Raw genomic sequence first — 21887 nt, forward strand, 5'->3', positions numbered from 1 at the left:
CCCTGCACCCAACAATCATCCCCAAAGCCCCCCGACGACCACGCCCGCCACGCGGAACTAATTCAGCAAGCTCCTAGAGCTTCAGCGCCGCGGGCTGCCGTCCGGCGACGTCGGCTGGACGAGGTCGACCAGCAGGTCGGGGACTTCGAGCCGGGGCAACATCACCTCGACGAACACCATGCGGTCGCGGTGGTCCGCGGCGGCGGTCAGGGCGTCGTCGAGCTCGCCGTAGGTCCGGGCCCGGAACGCCAAATGGTCGGTGACGCCGAGCGCTTGCGGAACGTCAATCCACTTCCAGCTCACGATGTCGTTGTACGGCGCGGTCTCGCCGTGGATCGCCCGCTCGATGGTGTACCCGTCGTTGTTGACCACCACGATGACGGGGGACAGGCCCTCGCGCGAGAAGGTGCCCAGCTCTTGGACGGTCAGTTGCGCGGCGCCGTCGCCGATGATCAACACCGTCCTGCGGTCCGGATGTGCGACGGCCGCCCCGAGCGCGGCGGGCAACGTGTAACCGATTGACCCCCAGAGTGGTTGACCGATGAAGGTCACTGCCTGCGGCAGCCGGTGGTCGGCCATGCCGTAGTAGGAGGTGCCCTGGTCGGCGAGCACCACGTTGCCCGGTGTGAGGGCCACACACAGGCGGTCCCACAACATCTTCTGGGTCAGCGGTTGGTCACGTCGTGGCGCCGGTGGCGGCGGCTCGGCCGGCGGCGGCACCACCGGCGGCGACGAGACACCGCGACCGGCCAGGATGGTGGTCAGCGCGTCGAGCGCGGCTCCCATTTCCAGCGGCGCGAAGACTTCTCCGGCCACACTGCTCTGATACTGGCCGACGTCGATGGTGCGGGCCGGATCGATGCGCTGGCTGAAGAAACCGCTGACCATGTCGGTGAACACCACGCCGGCGGTCACCAGCACGGGCGCCTCTTCGATGGCGGTGCGCACCGCCGGCGCGCTGGCGGCCCCGGCGTAAATGCCCAAGAAGTTGGGTGAGCTCTCGTCGAGCAGACTCTTTCCCCACATCAACGTGGCGTGCGGCACGACGTCGGCGGCCAGCAGCGTCTCGAGTTCCTTGATCGCCTGCAGCCGGTGCACCAGCAGGTCGGCGAGCACCGTGAGTTGGTGGTCGCCGATGAGTGCGGTCGCCGCCTCGACGAACATGGCCAGGGCACGGTGACTGGTGCCCCCGGTGTAGCGGGGCAATGGCGCCTCCGGCGGTTCGGTGGGGAAGCGCGCGACATCGGTGGACAGCAGGATGTAACCCGGGCGCTTCTGCTCGCGCACCTCCGACAGCACCCGGTCGATTTCGCGGCGCGCCGTCGCGGGCATGAGATTGGTTTGGGCGCAGGTGATTTCGCGGCTAATCCGGAAAAAGTGCTCGAAGTCTCCGTCTCCGAGCGAATGGTGCAGCGCCCGACGGGTGCCCTGGGTGTCCTTGGACGGGCCGCCGACGATGTGCACAACGGGTACCTGCTCGGCATAACTGCCCGCGATCGCGTTGGCGGCCGAGAGCTCGCCGACGCCGAATGTCGTTACCAAAGCCGACATTCCGCGGAGGCGACCATATCCGTCGGCGGCGTAGCCGGCGTTGAGTTCGTTGGCGTTGCCGACCCAGCGGATGCGGGGGTGGGCGATGATGTGGTCGAGGAATTCCAGGTTGTAATCGCCGGGAACGCCGAAGATCTCCGAGACGCCGAGCTCGGCGAGACGGTCCAACAGGTAGTCACCGACGGTGTATGCGGTATCGGTCGCGGCATCAGTCACAGGCACGACGGTACGCTCGAAGTCCAATCCGTTCCGGGTGAGACACCGTGCCAGTATCGTGCGGGCCATGGCACTCAAAGAATCCCGCGACATCGTCATCGAAGCCAGTCCGGAGGAGATTCTGGACGTCATTGCCGACTTCGAAGCGATGCCCGAATGGTCGGAGCCGCATCAGAGTGCGGAGATCCTCGACACCGGCGACGACGGGCGCCCCCGCCAGGTGCGGATGAAGGTCAAGGTCGCCGGGATCAGCGACGAACAGGTGGTCGCCTACACCTGGGGCGAGAACGTAGTGAGCTGGAAGCTGGTCAGCTCCTCGCAGCAGAAGGCGCAGGACGGGAAGTACACCCTGGTGCCGAAAGGCGAGGGGACATTGGTCAAGTTCGAGCTGCTCGCCGACCCGAACGTGCCGCTGCCCGGCTTCGTGCTCAAGCGCGCCGTGAAGGGAACCATCGATTCGGCGACCAAGGCGCTGCGTGAGCGGGTGCTACAGGTGAAGAAGGGTAAGTAGCCGCCGTGAGCGGCGGGCCGCTGGCCGGGGTGCGGGTCGTCGAACTCGGCGGCATCGGACCGGGGCCGCACGCGGGGATGCTGCTCGCCGATCTGGGTGCCGATGTGGTGCGGGTGCGGCGTCCCAGCGTGGTGATCGCAAGCGCGGCGGAGCCGGGCGCAGCGGGTCGCCACCGAGCAGGGGGCGGTCTCGGAATGCCGGCCGAGGATCGCGACCTGCTGCACCGCGGCAAGCGGATCGTCGACCTGGACGTCAAGACGCGGCCGCAGGCGCTGCTGGGCCTGGTCGCCAAAGCCGACGTGCTGCTTGACTGCTTCCGGCCGGGGACCTGCGAACGGCTCGGCATCGGGCCCGACGACTGTGCGGCGGTCAACCCGCGGCTGATCTACGCCCGGATGACCGGCTGGGGACAGGACGGGCCGCTGGCGCCGACCGCCGGCCACGACATCAATTACCTGTCGCAGACCGGAGCGCTGTCGGCGCTGGGCTACGCCGACCGGCCACCGATGCCGCCGCTGAACCTGGTCGCCGACTTCGGCGGCGGCTCGATGCTGGTGGTCATCGGCATCGCGGCCGCCCTCTACGAACGGGAACGCTCGGGCACCGGGCAGGTGATCGACGCGGCGATGGTCGACGGCGTCAGCCTGCTGGCCCAGATGATGTGGACCATGAAGTCCACAGGGACACTGCGCGACCGGCGCGAATCGTTTCTGCTCGACGGCGGCGCCCCGTTCTACGGCTGCTACGAGACCGCCGACGGCAAGTACGTCGCCGTCGGCGCCATCGAGCCCCAATTCTTCGCGGCGTTGCTCGATGGGCTCGGCCTGTCACCCGACGACGTACCCGCCCAACACGACAAAGCTTCCTATCCGCGGATGCGTGAGATCTTCACCCGGCGGTTCGCCGACCGCACGCGTGACGAATGGGCGGAGATCTTCGCCGGCACCGACGCGTGCGTCACCGCAGTGCTCACGTGGAGCGAGGCCGCCACCAACGAGCACTTGCGGGCGCGATCCACGGTGATCACCGCCCACGGCGCCGACCAGGCGGCGCCCGCCCCGCGCTTTTCGCGGACCCCGGCCGGACCGGTCGGACCGCCGCCGGCGACAACCACGCCACTCAACGAAATCAACTGGTAGGAAACCCTTTACGCCGAATCCGTCCGTAGCGGGGTAGGCGTTGCTAAGTTGATCTTCAGTGGCCGTCAAAGCATCACGGGAATTCGTCGTCAACGCGCCGCCCGAAGTGGTCATGGAGGCGCTGACAGATGTCGGCGTCCTGTCATCGTGGTCGCCGCTGCACAAACACATCGAAGTGGTCGACCGTTATCCCGACGGCCGGCCCCACCACGTCAAGACCACCATCAAGATTCTCGGGCTGGTCGACAAAGAGGTTCTGGAGTATCACTGGGGCCCCGATTGGGTTGTCTACGACGCCAAGGGGACCTCCCAGCAGCACGGGCAGCACGTCGAGTACACCCTCAAACCCGAAGGGATCGACCAAACTCGGGTGCGCTTCGACGTCACCGTCGAGCCCGGCCGGCCCATGCCCGCGTTCATCGTGCGGCGGGCCGCCGAGAGCGTCCTCGATGCCTCGATGAAGGGGTTGCGCAACCTGGTCCTCGGCGGCGGCGAGTCGGATAAGGCTACGTAATTACCGCTTTTCGGCTCGCCGGAGCAGCGCGACTTGCTAGTTTGATAGTCGGTGGCCATACGCGCATCGTCACAGATCGTCATTGAGGCGCCCCCGGCAGTGATCATGGAGGCGCTGGCGGACATGGACGCCGTTCCCTCCTGGTCCCCGTTGCACAAGCGGGTCGAGGTCGTGGACAGATATCCCGACGGCCTGCCGCACCACGTGAGAATGACGCTGCGGGTCAGCGGCATCGCGGATACCGAAACGGTCGAGTATCACTGGGGTCCCGACTGGATGGTCTGGGATGCGGAGAAGACGGCCCAGCAACACGCCCAACATGGCGAATACAACCTGGAGCGTGAGGGCGACGACAAGACCCGGGTGCGATTCAGCCTCACGATCGAGCTGCGGGCGCCGCTGCCCGGCTTCTGGGTGCGCTCGGCCGGCAACAAGATTCTGCACGCCGCGCTGGAGGGCCTGCGCAAGCGCGTGACGGGGGCGGTGGGTTAACCGGCGTCTTTCAGCGCGGCCAGCCGCCTGATCGCCTCATCGAGGGTGTCGTCGCGTTTACAAAAGGTGAATCGCACCAAGTGATTCCACACGTCCGCTGGACCGTTCGTCGCGTCCGGGTCGCAGAACGCCGACATCGGGATCGCGGCAACGCCAACCTTTTCCGGCAGCACCGCGCAAAACTTGCTGCTGTCGTCGTATCCCAATGGGCGCGGATCGGCGCACAGGAAGTACGTGCCGGCGCTGTCGTGCACCTCGAACCCGACGTCGACCAGGCCGGCCGCCAGGCGGTCGCGTCTGGCCTGCAGCGTGGCGCGCAGGTCGTCCACCCACGCGTCCTCGGTCTCCAGGGCCAACGCCACCGCCGGTTGGAACGGCGCGCCGCCGACATAGCTCAGATATTGCTTGGCCGCTCGCATCCCGACGATGAGATGCGCTGGGCCACAAGCCCATCCGATCTTCCAGCCGGTGCAATTGAACATCTTGGCCGCGCTGGAGATGGTGATCGTCCGCTCGGCCATGCCGTCGAAGCCGGCCAGCGGCACGTGTTGGCGGCCGTCGAACACCAGGTGCTCGTAGACCTCATCGGTGATCACCAACAGGTCGGCCGCGACCGCCACCTCGGCGATGGCCGCCAACTCCTGGGCGCTCAGCACCGTGCCCGTCGGGTTGTGCGGTGAGTTCACGATCAGCGCGCGGGTCCGGGGCGTGACCGCCCGGCGCAGCGCGTCGGCGTCCAGGGCGAAGCCGCGACCGTGGGGGATCAGGGGCACGGCCACCCGCTGCGCGGAGGCCATCGCCACCACCGGCGAGTAGGAGTCGTAGAACGGCTCGATCAGCAGGACCTCGGAGCCCGGTTCGACCAGGCCGATCACCGCCGCGGCGATGGCCTCGGTCGCCCCGACCGTCACCAGCACCTCGGTGTCGGGGTTGTAGTCGATGCCGTAGCGGCGCCGGCGCTGGGCGGCGATGGCGTGGCGCAGCGGCGCGATGCCGATCCCCGGGGGGTACTGGTTGACACCGTCGGCGATGGCCTCCTGCGCGGCCTTGAGCATGGCCGGGGGCCCGTCCTCGTCGGGAAACCCCTGGCCCAGGTTCACCGCTCCGATCCGCGCGGCCAGCGCCGACATCTCGGCGAACACCGTGGTCGCGTAGGGGCGCAGTCGCTCCACCGTCATGGTCATCGAGCTTATGGTGCGCCGCGGCGAGTGTGCGGCCAGCCGCACGTGCGATGACGAGTATGCGGCAGGACGCACACATGGGCGCTACCCGGAGTGGTGCCGCCAACCAGCGGCAAACCGCCCAACCAACAGGTTGGCCGGGAGCCCTGTTAGGGTGGTGCGGGATCTAGTCTCGAAGACGGATTCGAACCCTATTCGTCAGAACAGGAAGTTGTCATGTCCGAAGCTTTTATCTATGAAGCCATCCGCACCCCGCGGGGCAAGCAGCGCAACGGATCGCTGAACGAGGTCAAGCCGCTCAACTTGGTCGTGGGCCTGGTCGACGAGCTGCGCCGCCGTTTCCCCGACCTGGACGAGAACCTGATCAGCGACATGATCCTGGGCGTCGTGTCCCCGGTCGGTGACCAGGGCGGCGACATCGCCCGCACCGCGGTGCTGGCCGCCGGCCTGCCCGAGACCACCGGCGGTGTACAGCTCAACCGGTTCTGCGCCTCCGGCCTCGAGGCCGTCAACACCGCCGCCCAGAAGGTGCGGTCCGGGTGGGACGACCTGGTGCTGGCCGGCGGTGTGGAGTCGATGAGCCGCGTGCCGATGGGCTCCGACGGCGGCGCCTGGGCGACCGACCCCGAGACCAACTACCGGATCGGCTTCGTGCCGCAGGGCATCGGCGCCGACCTGGTCGCCACCATCGAGGGGTTCTCCCGCGACGACGTCGACGCCTACGCGCTGCGCAGCCAGCAGAAGGCCGCGGCGGCGTGGTCGGGCGGTTACTTCGCCAAGTCGGTGGTGCCGGTGCGCGACCAGAACGGCCTGGTCATCCTCGATCACGACGAGCACATGCGGCCCGACACCACGCTGGAGGGTCTGGGCAAGCTAAAGACCGCGTTCGACGGCATCGGTGAGATGGGCGGCTTCGACGACGTCGCGCTCACCAAGTACCACTGGGTCGAAAAGATCAACCACGTCCACACCGGCGGCAACAGCTCGGGCATCGTCGACGGAGCCGCGCTGGTGCTGGTCGGGTCGGAGGCCGCGGGCAAGTCGCAGGGCCTGACGCCGCGGGCGCGCATCGTGGCCACCGCCACCAGCGGCTCGGACCCGGTCATCATGCTGACCGGCCCGACCCCGGCCACGCAGAAGGTGCTCGACCGCGCCGGCCTGACGATCGACGACATCGACCTGTTCGAGCTGAACGAGGCGTTCGCGTCGGTGGTGCTCAAGTTCCAGAAGGACCTAAACATCCCCGACGACAAACTCAACGTCAACGGTGGCGCCATCGCGATGGGCCACCCGCTGGGCGCCACCGGCGCCATGATCACCGGCACCATGGTCGACGAGCTCGAGCGCCGCAACGCGCGTCGCGCCCTGATCACGCTGTGCATCGGCGGCGGCATGGGTGTCGCCACCATCATCGAGAGGGTTTAAGACCATGGCAGAGAACACGATTCAGTGGGACAAGGACGACGACGGCATCGTCACCCTGACTCTGGACGACCCCACCGGGTCGGCCAACGTGATGAACGAGCACTACAGCGAGTCCATGCACAACGCTGTGGAACGTCTTGTCGCCGAGAAGGATTCGATCACCGGCGTGGTGATCACCAGCGCGAAGAAAACCTTCTTCGCCGGCGGTGACCTGAAGGGCTTGATCAATCTCGGCCCGGAGAACGCCGGTGAGGCGTTCGACACCGTCGAGTCGGTCAAGCGTGACCTGCGTGCGCTCGAGACGCTGGGCAAGCCGGTGGTGGCCGCCATCAACGGCGCGGCGCTGGGCGGCGGCCTGGAGATCGCGCTCGCCTGTCACCACCGCATCGCCGCGGACGTCAAGGGCCTGGTCGTCGGCCTGCCCGAGGTCACGTTGGGCCTGCTGCCCGGTGGCGGCGGGGTGACCCGCACCGTGCGGATGTTCGGCATCCAGAACGCGTTCATGAACATCCTGTCCCAGGGCACCCGCTTCAAGCCGGACAAGGCCAAGGAGATCGGCCTGGTCGACGAGCTCGTCGGCTCGGTGGAGGAATTGGTGCCCGCCGCCAAGGCGTGGATCAAGGCCAACCCGGACTCGCACGAACAGCCTTGGGACAAAAAGGGTTACAAGATGCCGGGCGGCACCCCGTCCAGCCCCGCGCTGGCCGGCATCCTGCCGTCGTTCCCGGCCCTGCTGAAAAAGCAGCTCAAGGGCGCGCCCATGCCGGCGCCGCGGGCCATCCTGGACGCGGCCGTCGAGGGCGCGCAGGTGGACTTCGACACCGCCAGCCGCATCGAGAGCCGCTACTTCACCCAGCTGGTCACCGGACAGGTCGCCAAGAACATGATCCAGGCGTTCTTCTTCGACCTGCAGCACATCAACGGCGGCGGGTCGCGACCCGACGGTATCGAGCCGGTCAAGATCAACAAGATCGGCGTGCTGGGCGCGGGCATGATGGGCGCCGGTATCGCCTACGTGTCGGCCAAGGCCGGCTTCGATGTGGTGCTCAAGGATGTCAGCCTCGAGGCCGCCGAGAAGGGCAAAGGCTACTCGGAAAAACTTGAGGCCAAGGCACTTCAGCGGGGCAAGACCACCGAGGAGAAGAGCAAGGCGTTGCTGGGCCGCATCACCCCGACGGCCGACGCCGCCGACCTCAAGGGAGTCGACTTCGTCATCGAGGCGGTATTCGAGAACCAGGAACTCAAGCACAAGGTCTTCGGTGAGATCGAGGACATCGTTGAACCCAACGCACTGCTGGGGTCGAACACCTCGACGCTGCCGATCACTGGTCTGGCGACCGGCGTCAAGCGGCAGGAAGACTTCATCGGGATCCACTTCTTCTCCCCGGTCGACAAGATGCCGCTGGTCGAAATCATCAAGGGCGAGAAGACCTCCGACGAGGCGCTGGCCCGCGTGTTCGACTACACGCTGGCCATCGGCAAGACCCCGATCGTGGTCAACGACAGCCGCGGCTTCTTCACCAGCCGCGTCATCGGCACCTTCGTCAACGAGGCGCTGGCGATGCTCGGTGAGGGCGTGGAACCCGCGAGCGTCGAGCACGCCGGTTCGCAGGCCGGCTACCCGGCGCCGCCGCTGCAGCTCTCCGACGAGCTCAACCTGGAGCTGATGCACAAGATCGCGCTCGCCACCCGCAAGGGCGTCGAGGACGCGGGCGGCACCTACGAGCCGCACCCGGCCGAGGCCGTCGTCGAGAAGATGATCGAGCTGGGCCGCCCGTCGCGGCTGAAGGGCGCGGGCTTCTACGAGTACGTCGACGGCAAGCGCACCCGGCTGTGGCCGGGCCTGCGCGAGACGTTCAAGTCGGGTTCTTCGCAGCTGCCGCTGCAGGACATGATCGATCGCATGCTGTTCGCCGAGGCGCTCGAGACGCAGAAGTGCCTGGACGAGGGCGTGCTGACGTCGACCGCCGACGCCAACATCGGGTCGATCATGGGCATCGGATTCCCGCCGTACACCGGTGGTAGCGCCCAGTTCATCGTCGGCTACTCCGGTGCGCACGGCATCGGCAAGGAGGCCTTCGTGGCCCGGGCCAAGGAGCTGGCCGAGCGATACGGCGACCGGTTCCTGCCGCCGGCCTCGCTGACCTAGCCCGCCATACGCAGGCGCGAAAGCCCCCGGAACACCAAAGTTCCGGGGGCTTTCGTATTGCGCCTCGGCCGCGACATTGCGCCTACCCCTGCGCCGAGACTTAAGCTATTGCGAAGCGAAACGGCGTGTCGTCGCAGCAGGTTACGTGTCGCGGCGCGCGAACAGGTAGTGCCACGCCGGCGTCTTCTCGGCACGGTCCAGCTCGCGTTCCGCGCCGGCCGACAACAGCGTCCAGCTCGGCGTGAATCGGCGTTCCATCTCGGCGCGGTCGACCCCCCGCACCCCAATCCGGCCGCCGGGAACGAACGCGACGATCAGCAGCCGGGCATCGGGTGCCGCCACGGCGCTGATCTCGCGGACGTAGGCATCGCGATCCGCGTCGCTCATGTTGTGCAGGCACCCGTTGTCGACGATCAACTCGAAATTGGCGCCGATGCCGCTCCGGCTCAGCTGCGTTACGTCGGCCTGGACGAAGTCGACCGGGGCGTTTGCCGCGCCGGCCTTGGCCCGCGCGCGCTCGAGGGGCTTGGCCACAAAGTCGACCGCGGTGACTTTCCAGCCGTGTTGGGCCAGATAGATGGAGCAATCCCCGGTGCCGCAGCCGACCTCCAGGGCCGTCTCGGCGGGCAGGGCGGCGGCGTCGGGGGTTCCCTCGACGAGATCGCGGACGCTCTGCGCGAGCGGATGGCCATCCCAGGGGGTGAAACCGATGCGGTAAAAGATCCGAAACAGCGTCTGTTTGGAAGCCATAGCTCACCCTAGGCGGGTCGCCGCGGCCGGTCACGCCTACCGGGAGGCGGCGGCGATGCGGCGCCATTGCTCGCGCGGGAAGGCGCGGGGATCGGCCAGCAGCACCTGGACGCAGACGTGGTCGGCGCCCGCGGCACGATGCTCGGCGACGCGGCGCATGATGGCCTCCTCGTCCCCCCACGCGATGATCGCGTTGAAGAGGCGATCGCTCACCTGTGACAGGTCGTCTTCGGAGAAGCCACTGCGCAGCAGGTTGTTGGCGTAGTTGGGCAAGGCCAAATACGCTCGCAGCCAATCGGTTCCGATCTGGCGGGCCTCGTCGGCGTCCTTGGTCAGGATCACCGTCTGTTCGGGCAACAGCAGTGGGCCCTCGCCCAGAGTCGCGCGGGCCGAGGCGGTGTGCTCGGGCGTGACAAGGTACGGGTGGGCGCCACCGGCGCGGGTCGCGGACAGCGTCAACATCTTGGGGCCGAGCGCGGCAAGCACCCGGCGTTCGATGGGAACCGGCCGCGGCGCGGCATCCAAGCCGTCCAGGAACGACGCCGTCGCCGCCAGCGGTTTGCGGTAGCGGCCGGGTTGGCCGGCATCGATCAGCGGCGCGTGGCTGACGCCGATTCCCAGCAGGAAGCGGTCACCGTGCTCGGAGGTCAGGGTCGCGTAGGAGTCGGCGACCTCGGAAGGCGAATGCATCCACAGGTTGAGGATTCCGGTGGCGATCACGGTGCGCTTGGTCGCGCCGAGCAGACGACCCACCGCGTCGAACACCGGACCGCCGACGTCGGGTATCCACAGCGCCGGGAAACCCAGGTCATCGAGTTCCGCTGCGGCGTCAGCGGATTCGGCCGGATCGCCGTAGCGCAGTTGACTGCTCCAGATCCCCACACCGGTCAGTTCCATGGGCGGCCTTTCCATCGTGGCCCGCGGTGGCTCGCGTCCGCGGCTCTACGCATCATGCTGTCAGACGTCGCTGACGGTGTACTCGGGGACCGGCATGGAATCGTGCATCCGCAGGCCCCTGGTGTTCAGCTTCGCCAGGGACCGCGACAGCGACCCCGGCATCGCCGAGACCAGCTGGGCCCCACGGGTCAACGCCCACAGGCCGATTCGTGAACCGGGGATGACGCCCTTGGCCGCGCCGCGGGCAAAGGACCGGCTGCGGTGCACCGGTTCGCGCATCCGGAGTTCATAGGCGGCGAACGCGCGCAGGTGGTCGCCGTCGGCCTCGGCGAGCTCGCCGGCCAGCACGTACGCGCCGAGGACGGCCAGGCTGGTGCTGCCGCCCACCGCGGGACCCGGGCAATATCCGGCGTCCCCGACCAGGGTGACCCGGCGGCGCGACCACCGATCGGTGCGCAGCTGGGTGATGGAGTCGAAGTAGAAGGTGGGAGTGCGCTCCAATTCGCCGAGCCAGCCGTCCACCTGGTCATGCATCCCGGTGAACGCCTCCTGCAGTATCCGCTTCTGGCGCAACGCATCGTGATGGGCGTAGTCCAATTCCGCCTTGCTGCGGAACATGAACACCGCGCGCGCGTCGTCCAGGTGATCGGCGGTGTAGATGCCGGCGAAGCGGCCGATCCCGATGTGGGCGACCATTTCGCCGGGCGCGACCAGCGCCTTAGGCGCCGAGACCACCGACAGATAACCCCCGAGGAAGTTGGTCAGGTCGGCGTCTTCGCCGAAGGTCAGGCGCCGCACATTGGAGTGCAGCCCGTCGGCGCCCACGATCACGTCGAAGGTGCGTGCCAGGCCGTGCTCGAAGCTCACGGTGCCGTCGTGTTCTACTCCGGTGATCGAGTCGCCGAACACGTACTCGACGTCGTCACGCGCGGCGTCGTAGTAAATCTCGCTGAGGTCGTCGCGCATGATTTCCACGTGCCGGTCGGAGGTGGCCGCGTAGATCTTGGTGAGGCCGATCCGGGTGGGCTTCGTCCGGCCTTCCCGGTACATCGTCAGCCGTTCCGTTCCGGTGGCCCGCGCCTCGATGCGCGGCAGGACACCCATCTTCGCCGAGATCTCCATTGCCGGACGGAACAAGTCGACGGCGTGGCCACCGGTTTTGCGCAGCGTCGGTGCGCGCTCCACCACGGTGACGTCGAAGCCGTAACGGGTCAGCCAGAACGCCAGGACCGGGCCAGCGATGCTGGCACCGGAGATGAGGACCCGCATGATCACCTCCCACACTTACTTAACGTTCGGTAAGCGTAGCATCCCGCTTACCTATCGGTAAGTCAGATAAACTCGTAGCGTGAGCAGGCCCCGGTCGGACACCCGCGAGCGGATCCAAGAGGTCGCCCGCGAGCTGTTTTTGCAGCGCGGCGTGCAGCGCACCAGCCTGCAGGACATCGCGAATCAGCTCGGCATCACCAAACCCGCGCTGTACTACCACTTTCCGTCGCGCGAAGACCTGGTGCGCAGCATCTTGGTGCCGCTGATCGACGAGGGTGAGCGGTTCGTCGCCGACCACGAGGGCCGCGGCGACAACGACGTGCGCGACCTGCTGGAGGGCTATTTCGACTTCCACTACCGGCACCGCCGGGACCTGGTGCTGTTGTTGACCGAGCTGTCGACATTGATCGACCTCGACCTCATCGACACCGTGCTGGCGTGGCGTGAGCGACTCGCCAGGCTGGTGTTCGGGAAGAAGCCGACGCTCGCGCAATCCACGCGGGCGGTAGTCGCGTTCGGCGGCCTGCAGGACTGCTGCGTGCAGTTCCCCGATGCCCCGCACGAGGAGCTGCGCGCAAAGTCGGTCGCGGCCGCGCTCGACGCGCTGGGCGGGTGACGGCCCTGGGGTGCGGCTAAAGTCGCTTGGTATGCGCTTTGGTCTTTTCATTCCGCAAGGCTGGCGGATGGATCTGGTCGGCATCGAACCCGATCGGCACTGGCCGGTGATGCGCGAGCTGGCTGACTACGCAGACCACAGCGCCTGGGACTCGCTATGGGTCTACGACCATTTCCACACCGTGCCGATGCCCACCAGTGAAGCCACGCACGAGGCATGGTCGCTGATGGCCGCATACGCGGCGACCACGTCGCGGATCAAACTCGGCCAAATGTGCACGGCGATGAGCTACCGCAACCCCGTGTACCTCGCCAAGGTCGCCGCGACGGTCGACGTCATCTCCAGCGGCCGCATCCAGATGGGTATTGGCGGCGGCTGGTACGAACATGAATGGCGCGCCTACGGTTACGGATTCCCTCCGGCGGGCGTGCGATTGGGACGGCTGGACGAAGGCGTGCAGATCATGCGCGACGCCTGGCGGGACGGCAAGGTCAGCTTCGAGGGCAAGCACTACCAGGTCGACGGCGCGATCATTCAACCTAAGCCCTTGCAGGGCAAGGGCATTCCCCTGTGGATTGCCGGCGGCGGTGAGAAGGTGACATTGCGTATCGCCGCTAAATACGCGCAGTACACCAACTTCACGCCCGAGTACGAGGCTTTCGCCCGCAAATCGCAAGTGCTGGCACAGCACTGCGACGAAGTGGGCACCGACTTCTATGCGATCGTGCGCTCGGCCAACTTCAACGCCATCCTGGGCACATCGGATGCCGACGTCAAAGCCCGGCTGAAACGGGTCCGGGACCGGATGATCGGCTACATACCCGAGGCGATGGCCGATGCGATGATCGCCGGCACCAGCGGGCCGGAGTCGGCGATGGGCACACCGGAACAGGTGATCGAGCGGCTCGCGAAGGTCCGCGACCTCGGCTGCGAGTATGCGATCTGTTATTTCCCGGAGGCTGCCTACGATCGTTCCGGCATTGAGATGTTCGAAAGCGCAGTCATTCCCGCGTTGACTTAGCCAGCGTTGGGTTGTGGAGGCCGTCAGATGTCGCTAGTCACGTACCTCGTCTTGGCCGGCGGCGCGGCCAGCAGCGGGGGAAGCTGCGTCAGCTTGCCCTCGCCGGCGCGAAAGGCGCGGTAGGCCTCGTCGTGCTCGACCGTCTCCCAGATTTCGTAGATGAGCCAGTGCGCTTCGTCGTCGTCGTCGACGAGCACATCGGTGCGCACGTTCCCGTCGAATGACCGGGTGTCCTGCAGCGCCCTGCCCATCAGCTCGCGCCCCGCGGCGACCTCGCCGGGCTTGAATCTGAGCTCAAGTATCACCGTGACCGTCATGGGCCCAACATATCGCTGGGCGGCGGCCCGACCGATGGCGCGGCCGTCCTGCCGAAGATGAGAATGTGGTTTCCACTTTTCGGAAAGCTGTTATACGGTTCAGTGAGCAATATTCTGTTGGCGGATTGTGGACGATCCTGGAGGATCCCTCGATGCAGAAGGCACTTGCCCCTGAGATCTCTACCTGGCCCGATGAGAGCCCGCAGCTGATCGGCAGCCGATGCGGCAACTGCGCGGCGACCACTTTCCCAGTGCAGCAGTGGTGCCCGCGATGCAGCGCCGGCGAGCTGTCCGAGGTGCTGTTGCCCCGCCGCGGAACGCTGGTGGCGTGGACGACCCAGGGCTTCCCGCCGGGCGCCCCCTATGCAGGCCCGACCGGTAAGGACTTCGTGCCGTTCGGCGTGGGATTGGTCCAGCTCGGCTTGGGAGAAGACGCGGTCATCCGCGTCGAAGGCCGGCTGACCGAGAACGATCCGGCCAAGCTGCAGTTCGGCCAGGAAGTCGAGCTGACCATGGTGCCGTTCGCCACCGACGGCGAGGGCGACGAGATCGTCACCTTCGCATTCCAGCCGGTCTGAGTGGCGATTGTGAGCGCGGCGCAGCCGGGTGAATCGGGTCGCCACCATCAAGTCAGGAGGATTTGAGATGACCAATGATGTCGCGATCGTCGGCGTGGGCCTGCACCCGTTCGGCAGGTTCGACAAGACCGCGATGCAGATGGGCGCCGAGGCCGTGCAACTCGCGCTCAAAGACGCCGGCGTGGACTGGAAGGACATCCAGTTCGGCTTCGGCGGCAGCTACGAAGTCTCCAATCCCGACGCGGTGACCCGGCTGGTCGGGCTGACCGGCATCACGTTCACTAACGTGTTCAACGCCTGCGCCACGGCGGCCAGCGCCATCCAGCAGACTGCCGACACGATTCGGCTGGGCAAGTACGACATCGGCATCGCCATCGGGCTCGACAAGCACCCGCGGGGCGCCTTCACCGATGACCCCGCCAAGCTGGCGCTGCCGCAGTGGTACGCCAACAACGGCCAGTTCGTCACCACCAAGTTCTTCGGAATGAAGGCCAACAAGTACATTCACGACCACAACATCTCGCAGGAGACGCTGGCGCGGGTGGCCAACAAGAACTTCCGCAACGGTGCGCTGAACCCGAACGCATTCCGGCGCAAGGAGATCTCTGTCGAGGAGATCCTCGCCTCGCCGACGCTGAACTACCCGCTGACGCAGTACATGTTCTGCGCGCCCGACGAGGGCGCGGCCGCGGTCATCATGTGTCGCGCGGACATGGCCGAGAAGTTCACCGACAAGCCAATTTACGTGCGCGCCTGCGAGATTCGGACCCGGCGCTTCGGCGCCTACGAGGTGCACGCCACGTCGGCGCCGCTGGACGAGGACGCCTCACCGACGGTCTACGCCGCCAAGGCCGCCTACGAGGCCGCCGGCATCGGCCCGGAGGACGTCGACGTCGCGCAGCTGCAGGATACCGATGCCGGCGCCGAGGTGATCCACATGGCCGAGACCGGCCTGTGCGCGGATGGCGAACAGGAGAAGCTGTTGGCCGACGGCGCCACCGAGATTCACGGCTCGATGCCGGTCAACACCGACGGCGGGCTGATCGCCAACGGCGAGCCGATCGGCGCGTCGGGCCTGCGGCAGGTGCACGAACTGGTGCGGCAGTTGCGCCGCGAGGCGGGGGAGCGTCAGGTCCCCGGCAATCCGCGCGTCGGCCTGGCCCAGGTGTACGGCGCGCCCGGCACCGCGTCGGCGACCATCCTGTCGCGGTAAGGCCAGCAGACGCAAAAGCCCCCGAACCAACGGCGTTTCGGGGGCTTTTGCGTCTGCTCGCGCTAGATGGCCGGGCCCAGCAGGTCGTCCGCGTCGCGGATGATGTAGCCGTAACCCTGCTCGGCCAGGAAGCGCTGGCGGTGCGCGGCGTAGTCGGCATCCAGGCTGTCGCGCGCCACCACCGAATAGAAGATGGCGCCCCCGCCGTCGGACTTGGGCCGCAGCAGCCGGCCGAGCCGCTGGGCCTCCTCTTGGCGTGAACCGAACGTCCCCGAAACCTGCACTGCCACAGCCGCTTCCGGCAAGTCGATGGAGAAGTTGGCGACTTTGGACACCACCAGGGTGGACAACTCGCCGCGGCGGAAGGCGTCGAACAGCTCTTCGCGTTCCTTGGTGCGGGTGGACCCCTGGATCACCGGGGCGTTCAGCTCCGCGCCGAGTTCGTCGAGCTGATCGAGGTAGGCGCCGATCACCAGGGTCTGCTCGCCGGGATGCTTTGCCAGGATCGATTTGACCACAGTGATTTTCGTGTGCACCGTCGAACACAGCCTGTACCGCTCTTCGGGTTCGGCGGTGGCGTAGAGCATCCGCTCGTTGTCGGTCATGGTGACCCGCACCTCGACGCACTCGGCGGGCGCGATCCACCCCTGCGCCTCGATGTCCTTCCACGGCGCGTCATAGCGTTTCGGGCCGATCAGGGAGAACACGTCGCCCTCGCGGCCGTCCTCGCGGACCAGCGTGGCGGTCAAGCCGAGGCGCCGCTTGGACTGCAGATCGGCGGTCATCCGGAAGACCGGCGCCGGCAACAGGTGGACCTCGTCGTAGATGATCAGCCCCCAGTCGCGGCTGTCGAAGAGCTCCAGATGTCGGTATTCGCCCTTGGTGCGGCGAGTGATCATCTGGTAGGTCGAGATGGTGACCGGCCGGATCTCCTTGCGTTCGCCGGAGTATTCACCGATCTCGTCCTCGGTGAGCGACGTGCGGGCGATCAACTCGCGTTTCCATTGCCGCGCCGCGACGATGTTGGTGACCAGAATCAGCGTCGTCGCACCGGCTTTCGCCATGGCGGCGGCGCCCACCAGCGTCTTGCCCGCACCGCAGGGCAGCACCACCACGCCCGATCCGCCGGACCAGAACGAGTCGGTGGCCATCTGCTGATAGTCGCGCAGGTGCCAGCCGTCCTGGGCCAGGCTGATCGGGTGCGCTTCGCCGTCCACGTAACCCGCGAGATCTTCGGCGGGCCAACCGATCTTGAGTAGCATCTGCTTGACCCGGCCGCGCTCGCTGGGGTGGACGATGACGGTGTCGTCGTCGATACGGGCGCCGAGCATGGGGGCAATCTTCTTGTTGCGCAACACTTCTTCGAGCACCGCGCGATCCAGGCTCACCAGCGTCAGCCCGTGCGCGGGGTTCTTCACCAGCTGCAGGCGGCCGTAGCGGGCCATGGTGTCGACGATGTCGACCAGCAGCGGTTGTGGCACCGCGTAGCGCGAGAAGCTGACCAGGGCGTCGACCACCTGCTCGGCGTCGTGGCCGGCGGCGCGGGCGTTCCACAGCGCCAGCGGCGTGATGCGATAGGTGTGCACGTGTTCGGGTGCGCGCTCCAGCTCGGCGAAGGGCGCGATGGCGGCGCGCGCCGCGCCGGCCTGCTCGTGATCCACCTCGAGCAGCACCGTCTTGTCGGACTGCACGATCAACGGTCCGTCAGACATAGTCAGCGCCGCTCCTTTCCAACTGTGTTCACGTCGGCGGGCATGACGACCATTATCGGCCGGTGGCCGACACCACCGATGTGATGCGGTGAATGGCGAAGTCACGCAGCCTGCCGGACGCCGAGTCGAACGCCACCAGCTGGCCGCCCTTGACGGTGATGGGCGACACGACGCGCGAAGTGGCGACCCCCGCCGCATCCAGATAACCGATCACCAGCGTGTCTTGTTCCCTTGCCGCGCGCTGCAACTGCGTCATGGTGACCGCCGGGTCGACGCGGACGTTGCCGAACGGTGCGGCGGTCACCCTGCGCAGCACCGCCACCACCGCGTTGAGGCTTTCGGCGTTGGGGCGCCGGGCCGGGCGGTACGGCCGGCGCTGCTGCGGGGTGGCCACCCGGGCGCCGCGGGGACGGACGTCGACGATGGCGCCGGAGGAATCCTCGGCCGCCGGGGCGAACCCCGCGGCGCGCAACGCGGTGAGTACCTCGGCGATCGGCGCTGGCGACACCGCGACCGTCGGCGCCAGGGCCCGCAGCTGTACCTCTTCGGTCGCCGGCGCCGCCACGGCCTGTGCCAGCAGCGCGGGGTCCTCGCAGCGCACGAACGACGCGGCCATGCCGATCCGCAGCTGCCCGTGCCGGCGGGCGACGTCGTCGATCAAGTAGGTAAGGCCTTGCGGGACCGGCGTTTTGGAATGGTTGGCGAACAGCGAATGCATCCAGTCGCGCGTCTTGCCGACATCGAGTGCGTGCCGGATCGACTGCTCGCTGACGCGGTACACCATTGCGGTGCCGGCGGATTCGACGGTGGCCACGATGGCGAGTTGCTCGGCCAGGTCGCGCTCCAGCGGTCCGGGCACCACCACGGTCAAATCTGCCTGCACCAGGAAGTGATCGACCGGTTTGGGTAACGCCCGGTTCATCGCCTCGATGGCGACCTGCGGATCGCCGTCGTCGTCCAGCAGCGCGCGGCCGGGCGTGCTGATCGCGCCGCGGCCCACCAGGCCCAGCGCGTTGCTCTCGGCGAGCAGATCCCCGACGGGCCCCGGCTGCAACCGCTTGGCCCAGCGCGGACGCCGCCAGATCAGCGCCGCCGAAGCTGCCGGGGCGTCGACTCCGGCGCCGGGGGGCAGCTCGGCCAGCATGCCCAGCAACAGCCGGCGATCCAACGGAGCCGCCGTGGAGTATAGGCCGTCGGTCAGGGCACCGTAGGGCTTGGCGTCGGGGCCGCGGCTGCCGATCAACGCCGGCCGGCCCGGCAGGTCCAGCCAGCTGCCGGCCAACAGCTGCCAGCGCTCGGCGACCGACATCGCGCTGTAGCGGTCGGTGGCGATCGTCGGCGCCCAGTACGGTGCCTCGCCGGTGACCGGTTCGGGGTCGGGCATGCCGCTGGCGACCAATCCGGCCGCGGCCGCGACTTCGAGGAGCAAACCCAACCGCTGCTCGTCGATGCCGGTCACCTTGCTCAGCCGTTTGACCTCGCGGATTCCCAGGCCGCCGCTGCGCAGCTCGGAAACCGGTGTGGTGGAAAGGGTTTCGAGCAAGACATCGACCTCGCGCAGCAAGTCGATGACCGCCCCGGCGGCCGTGGCGTCGGCATCGTCGGGCGTGGTGGTCGACACCACCGGGTCGGGTGCGGTCAGCTGCATGGGGCCGGGCTGCTCGCCGCGCAGCACCTGCCCGACGTGGCGGGGCAAGATCACCGTCTCGGCATCGATGCGCCGCAGCAGGCCCATGGCCAGCAGCTGGGGCACCGGCCGGTCGGTGGGCGCGCCGGGCGCGGCGTCGCGCGTGCGTCCCATCGGCGAGCCTTCGAGAAGTTTCTCCAGCACGTCGAGCTGTGCAGGGTTGAGCTCGTCGATCAGGGCGGCGATCTCCTCGGCGCTGCGCGAGGTGTCCTCGAGCATGACCTGGCCCGGATGCCACGGCATGCCCGCAGCTGCGTCGGCGGCCACCCGCAGCGCGGCCCCGCCCCAGACCAAGGCGCGTTGCCGCAGGTCGTCGACCGCATCCAGGACATCGGCTTCGGGGGCGCGGTCACCGATCAGTGCCAGCAGCTTCGGGGTCGGCACCGGCTCGGCGTCGGCCTGCAGCACCAGCAGTGCATCGAGCACGGCCAGCCGCAGGAAGTCCAGGTCGTCGGTGCCGGCCTTGATCGACTGGCGGGCCTGGGCGCGAGCGGCCAGTGCGGCGATGCTGCCGGGCGGGGGCTGGGCCAGGTCCGGCCGCAATTCCAACAGTCGGATCAGCTGCTCATCGGATAACTCGGCCAGCCACGACCCCAGCGGAATATCCGGGGTGTTGTCGGTCATTGCTGACCAGCGTAAAGCAGGTCGAGGCCGCCCAGCAGGCGTCGGCAACCCGCCGACTCACCGGGGCGGTCGCACGGCAACGGGTCTCGAACTCCGGTCTTGCGCCGCATGCGGTTCGGCCACCTGTAAGAATGGACCTCGTGGCTGACACTGCTGAGGGCAAAGCCCGCAAGACCAAGTACGTCGACAACGGCTGGCCGACGACCGACCCTGACGACCACGCGGTCAGTGAACTCGTGACCGATCGCACGGGTGCGCTGTCCCCCTTCGGCGAGCTGGTGTTTCCGCTGCCCTCCACCGATCTGCCCTACCTGCACCCGGTCACCGTCGTCAATCGGTAGGTCGCCAGATGGCCAGGGCCTCTGAGGCCTCGCAAGCCTCGGCGAACTGGGCGTCGAAAGAGCCCGGCTCGGGCACGCTGTCACATCTGGACGAGCACGGCGCGGCGCACATGGTCGACGTCAGCGAGAAGGTAGCCACCAAGCGGACGGCGGTCGCCGCGGGGGTCCTGCGCACGTCCGCGCACGTGGTGGCGCTGATCTCGACCGGCGGCCTGCCCAAGGGCGATGCGCTGGCCACCGCGCGGGTGGCCGGCATCCAGGCCGCCAAGCGCACCAGCGACCTCGTCCCGCTGTGTCATCAGCTCGCGCTCACGGGGGTCGACATCGACTTCACAGTGGGCGAGTCTGAGATCGAGATCATCGCAACGGTGCGAAGCACCGACCGCACGGGGGTGGAGATGGAAGCGCTCACGGCCGTCAGCGTCGCGGGCCTGACGCTCTACGACATGATCAAGGCGGTCGACCCGGCCGCACGGATCGACGACATTCGAGTGCTGCGCAAGGAAGGCGGCAAAACCGGAAAGTGGGCGCGCCCATGAGCACCCGTTCAGCCCGCGTCATTGTGGCCTCGACCCGCGCGTCGTCGGGAGTGTATGACGACCGATGCGGCCCGATCATCGCCGAATGGCTGACGGAGCGGGGCTTTTCGGCCGAGCGCCCGGAGGTGGTTGCCGACGGGCCGCCGGTCGGCGACGCACTGCGCACGGCGATCGACGCCGAGGTCGACGTCATCATCACCTCCGGCGGCACCGGCATCTCGCCGAGCGACAGCACACCGGACCAGACCGTGGCCGTCGTCGACTACCTGATTCCGGGGCTGGCCGAAGTGATTCGCCAGTCGGGCCTGCCCAAGGTGCCGACGTCGGTGCTGTCGCGCGGTGTGTGCGGTGTGGCCGGTCGGACGCTGATCGTCAACCTGCCGGGTTCGCCCGGCGGGGTGCGCGACGGGCTGGGTGTGCTCGCCGATGTGCTGGATCACGCGCTCGATCAACTCGCCGGTAAAGATCACCAGCGATGACGCTCGTCGTGCGCGCTGCCATGACCGAGCACCCCATTTCGCTGGCCGAGCATGAGGAGTTGGTGGGGCACCAGTCGGCGGGGGCCATCGTCGGGTTCGTCGGCATGATCCGCGACCACGACGGCGGACGGCGGGTGGTGCGACTCGAGTACTCCGCGCACCCGTCGGCCGACCAGGTCATCGCCGATGTGGTGGCTGACGTGGCCGGGCAATCCAGCGGTGTGCGCGCCGTCGCCGCCAGCCACCGGATCGGCGCGCTGCGCATCGGAGAGGCCGCCCTGGTGGCGGCGGTGGCCGCCGATCACCGGCAGGCGGCGTTTGCCACCTGCGCGCATCTGGTGGACACCATCAAGGCACGGCTTCCGGTGTGGAAGCACCAATTCTTCGCCGACGGAACCGAGGAATGGGTGGGCTCGGCCTGACGTGCTGAGCCATGCCCAACACGCCCCGAAGAGGAGGGTTTTTCGGGGCGTGCGGGGAGTGCGGCGGCGTTAGGCGCTGGGCGACGGCTGCGCGAGAGCGTCCAGCGCGTCGTTTCCTTGAACGTCCTGGGCGCGGATCGCCTCCCACAGCTTCTGGGTGTAGGCGGCGTCCTCGACGTGCTGCGGCATGCCGGCCGGTACGAAGCCATGGAAGTCCGTGTCCACGACGGGCGGGGCGTCGGCG

At 67.7% G+C, this 21887-nt stretch carries 22 protein-coding genes and 1 pseudogene; 14 read left to right on the forward strand and 9 right to left on the reverse strand.

Annotation, left to right across the window (positions count from 1 at the left end; genetic code table 11):
• Window positions 1-81: 81 nt before the first annotated feature.
• Window positions 82-1767 carry an alpha-keto acid decarboxylase family protein gene (locus BST14_RS23415; protein ID WP_142279560.1) on the reverse strand — a complete coding sequence of 562 codons (1686 nt, stop codon included), beginning with the start codon at window positions 1765-1767 and terminating at the stop codon, window positions 82-84.
• Window positions 1768-1834: 67 nt separating this feature from the next.
• On the opposite strand from BST14_RS23415, the gene BST14_RS23420 reads away from it, so the two are divergent.
• The 4 genes from BST14_RS23420 to BST14_RS23435 are packed head-to-tail and all read left to right on the forward strand — an operon-like array spanning window position 1835 to window position 4423.
• Window positions 1835-2278, forward strand: coding sequence for an SRPBCC family protein (locus BST14_RS23420; protein ID WP_083066755.1), 444 nt, complete (start codon window positions 1835-1837; stop codon window positions 2276-2278).
• Between the two features lie 5 nt (window positions 2279-2283).
• Window positions 2284-3417 carry a CaiB/BaiF CoA transferase family protein gene (locus BST14_RS23425; RefSeq protein WP_083066740.1) on the forward strand — a complete coding sequence of 378 codons (1134 nt, stop codon included), beginning with the start codon at window positions 2284-2286 and terminating at the stop codon, window positions 3415-3417.
• A gap of 58 nt (window positions 3418-3475) precedes the next feature.
• Window positions 3476-3931 carry an SRPBCC family protein gene (locus tag BST14_RS23430; protein WP_083066741.1) on the forward strand — a complete coding sequence of 152 codons (456 nt, stop codon included), beginning with the start codon at window positions 3476-3478 and terminating at the stop codon, window positions 3929-3931.
• A gap of 51 nt (window positions 3932-3982) precedes the next feature.
• Window positions 3983-4423, forward strand: a complete 441-nt coding sequence (locus tag BST14_RS23435) for an SRPBCC family protein (protein WP_083066742.1) — start codon at window positions 3983-3985, stop codon at window positions 4421-4423.
• Here BST14_RS23435 and BST14_RS23440 read toward each other — a convergent pair.
• On the reverse strand, window positions 4420-5601 hold the full coding sequence (locus BST14_RS23440; protein WP_083066756.1) for a pyridoxal phosphate-dependent aminotransferase: 1182 nt from the start codon (window positions 5599-5601) through the stop codon (window positions 4420-4422). The two genes, BST14_RS23435 and BST14_RS23440, sit on opposite strands and share 4 nt — an antisense overlap.
• Window positions 5602-5820: 219 nt before the next feature.
• Between BST14_RS23440 and BST14_RS23445 the strand changes: the two genes are divergently transcribed.
• Both BST14_RS23445 and BST14_RS23450 read left to right on the forward strand, forming a co-directional pair.
• Window positions 5821-7029 (forward strand): acetyl-CoA C-acetyltransferase, encoded by a 1209-nt coding sequence (locus tag BST14_RS23445; RefSeq protein WP_083066743.1) that lies wholly within the window; start codon window positions 5821-5823, stop codon window positions 7027-7029.
• A 4-nt stretch (window positions 7030-7033) separates the two neighbouring features.
• The gene (locus BST14_RS23450; protein WP_083066744.1) at window positions 7034-9178 is read left to right on the forward strand and encodes a 3-hydroxyacyl-CoA dehydrogenase NAD-binding domain-containing protein; all 2145 of its coding nucleotides are present in this window, start codon (window positions 7034-7036) and stop codon (window positions 9176-9178) included.
• Between the two features lie 141 nt (window positions 9179-9319).
• Here BST14_RS23450 and BST14_RS23455 read toward each other — a convergent pair whose 3' ends face one another.
• From BST14_RS23455 to BST14_RS23465, 3 genes are read right to left on the reverse strand one after another with little or no spacing between them, the layout of a single operon-like run.
• Entirely contained in the window at window positions 9320-9928 is a 609-nt protein-coding gene (locus tag BST14_RS23455; RefSeq protein ID WP_083066745.1) for a class I SAM-dependent methyltransferase, read from the reverse strand.
• 36 nt (window positions 9929-9964) lie between these two features.
• Entirely contained in the window at window positions 9965-10825 is an 861-nt protein-coding gene (locus BST14_RS23460; protein ID WP_083066746.1) for an LLM class F420-dependent oxidoreductase, read from the reverse strand.
• 60 nt (window positions 10826-10885) lie between these two features.
• Window positions 10886-12094, reverse strand: coding sequence for an FAD-dependent monooxygenase (locus tag BST14_RS23465; RefSeq protein ID WP_083066757.1), 1209 nt, complete (start codon window positions 12092-12094; stop codon window positions 10886-10888).
• Window positions 12095-12173: 79 nt separating this feature from the next.
• Here BST14_RS23465 and BST14_RS23470 point away from each other — a divergent pair, with 79 nt between their 5' ends.
• Together BST14_RS23470 and BST14_RS23475 are read left to right on the forward strand one after the other, a co-directional pair.
• Window positions 12174-12710: a TetR/AcrR family transcriptional regulator gene (locus BST14_RS23470; RefSeq protein ID WP_083066747.1), complete on the forward strand. Its 537-nt coding sequence runs from the start codon at window positions 12174-12176 to the stop codon at window positions 12708-12710.
• 31 nt (window positions 12711-12741) lie between these two features.
• On the forward strand, window positions 12742-13731 hold the full coding sequence (locus BST14_RS23475; protein WP_083066748.1) for an LLM class F420-dependent oxidoreductase: 990 nt from the start codon (window positions 12742-12744) through the stop codon (window positions 13729-13731).
• Between the two features lie 23 nt (window positions 13732-13754).
• Here BST14_RS23475 and BST14_RS23480 read toward each other — a convergent pair whose 3' ends face one another.
• On the reverse strand, window positions 13755-14048 hold the full coding sequence (locus BST14_RS23480; RefSeq protein WP_083066749.1) for a putative quinol monooxygenase: 294 nt from the start codon (window positions 14046-14048) through the stop codon (window positions 13755-13757).
• Window positions 14049-14200: 152 nt separating this feature from the next.
• On the opposite strand from BST14_RS23480, the gene BST14_RS23485 reads away from it, so the two are divergent.
• Complete coding sequence (locus tag BST14_RS23485; RefSeq protein WP_083066758.1) at window positions 14201-14626, forward strand: Zn-ribbon domain-containing OB-fold protein; 426 nt, start codon at window positions 14201-14203, stop codon at window positions 14624-14626.
• A 67-nt stretch (window positions 14627-14693) separates the two neighbouring features.
• A complete protein-coding gene (locus BST14_RS23490; protein ID WP_083066759.1) occupies window positions 14694-15839 on the forward strand; it encodes a thiolase family protein in 1146 nt (381 codons plus the stop codon).
• Between the two features lie 62 nt (window positions 15840-15901).
• On the opposite strand, the gene BST14_RS23495 is transcribed toward BST14_RS23490, so the two are convergent.
• Both BST14_RS23495 and BST14_RS23500 read right to left on the reverse strand, forming a co-directional pair.
• A complete protein-coding gene (locus tag BST14_RS23495; protein WP_083066750.1) occupies window positions 15902-17551 on the reverse strand; it encodes a DNA repair helicase XPB in 1650 nt (549 codons plus the stop codon).
• Window positions 17552-17603: 52 nt separating this feature from the next.
• A complete protein-coding gene (locus BST14_RS23500; protein ID WP_083066751.1) occupies window positions 17604-19862 on the reverse strand; it encodes a helicase-associated domain-containing protein in 2259 nt (752 codons plus the stop codon).
• A gap of 140 nt (window positions 19863-20002) precedes the next feature.
• Between BST14_RS23500 and BST14_RS23505 the strand changes: the two genes are divergently transcribed.
• Genes BST14_RS23505 through BST14_RS23520 form a run of 4 tightly spaced genes read left to right on the forward strand, consistent with a single transcriptional unit; the run spans window position 20003 to window position 21643 of the window.
• A complete protein-coding gene (locus BST14_RS23505) occupies window positions 20003-20203 on the forward strand; it encodes a hypothetical protein (protein ID WP_174320979.1) in 201 nt (66 codons plus the stop codon).
• Between the two features lie 8 nt (window positions 20204-20211).
• The gene (moaC, locus tag BST14_RS23510; RefSeq protein WP_083066752.1) at window positions 20212-20742 is read left to right on the forward strand and encodes a cyclic pyranopterin monophosphate synthase MoaC; all 531 of its coding nucleotides are present in this window, start codon (window positions 20212-20214) and stop codon (window positions 20740-20742) included.
• A complete protein-coding gene (locus BST14_RS23515) occupies window positions 20739-21221 on the forward strand; it encodes a MogA/MoaB family molybdenum cofactor biosynthesis protein (RefSeq protein ID WP_083066760.1) in 483 nt (160 codons plus the stop codon). Before moaC ends, BST14_RS23515 begins: the two co-directional genes overlap by 4 nt.
• Complete coding sequence (locus BST14_RS23520; protein ID WP_083066753.1) at window positions 21218-21643, forward strand: molybdenum cofactor biosynthesis protein MoaE; 426 nt, start codon at window positions 21218-21220, stop codon at window positions 21641-21643. Before BST14_RS23515 ends, BST14_RS23520 begins: the two co-directional genes overlap by 4 nt.
• Before the next feature lie 69 nt (window positions 21644-21712).
• On the opposite strand, the pseudogene BST14_RS31175 reads toward BST14_RS23520, so the two are convergent.
• Window positions 21713-21887 (reverse strand): annotated as a pseudogene (locus BST14_RS31175) (transglycosylase family protein); the annotation flags it as partial.

It is taken from the genome of Mycobacterium arosiense ATCC BAA-1401 = DSM 45069, from assembly GCF_002086125.1.
Taxonomy (GTDB): domain Bacteria; phylum Actinomycetota; class Actinomycetes; order Mycobacteriales; family Mycobacteriaceae; genus Mycobacterium; species Mycobacterium arosiense.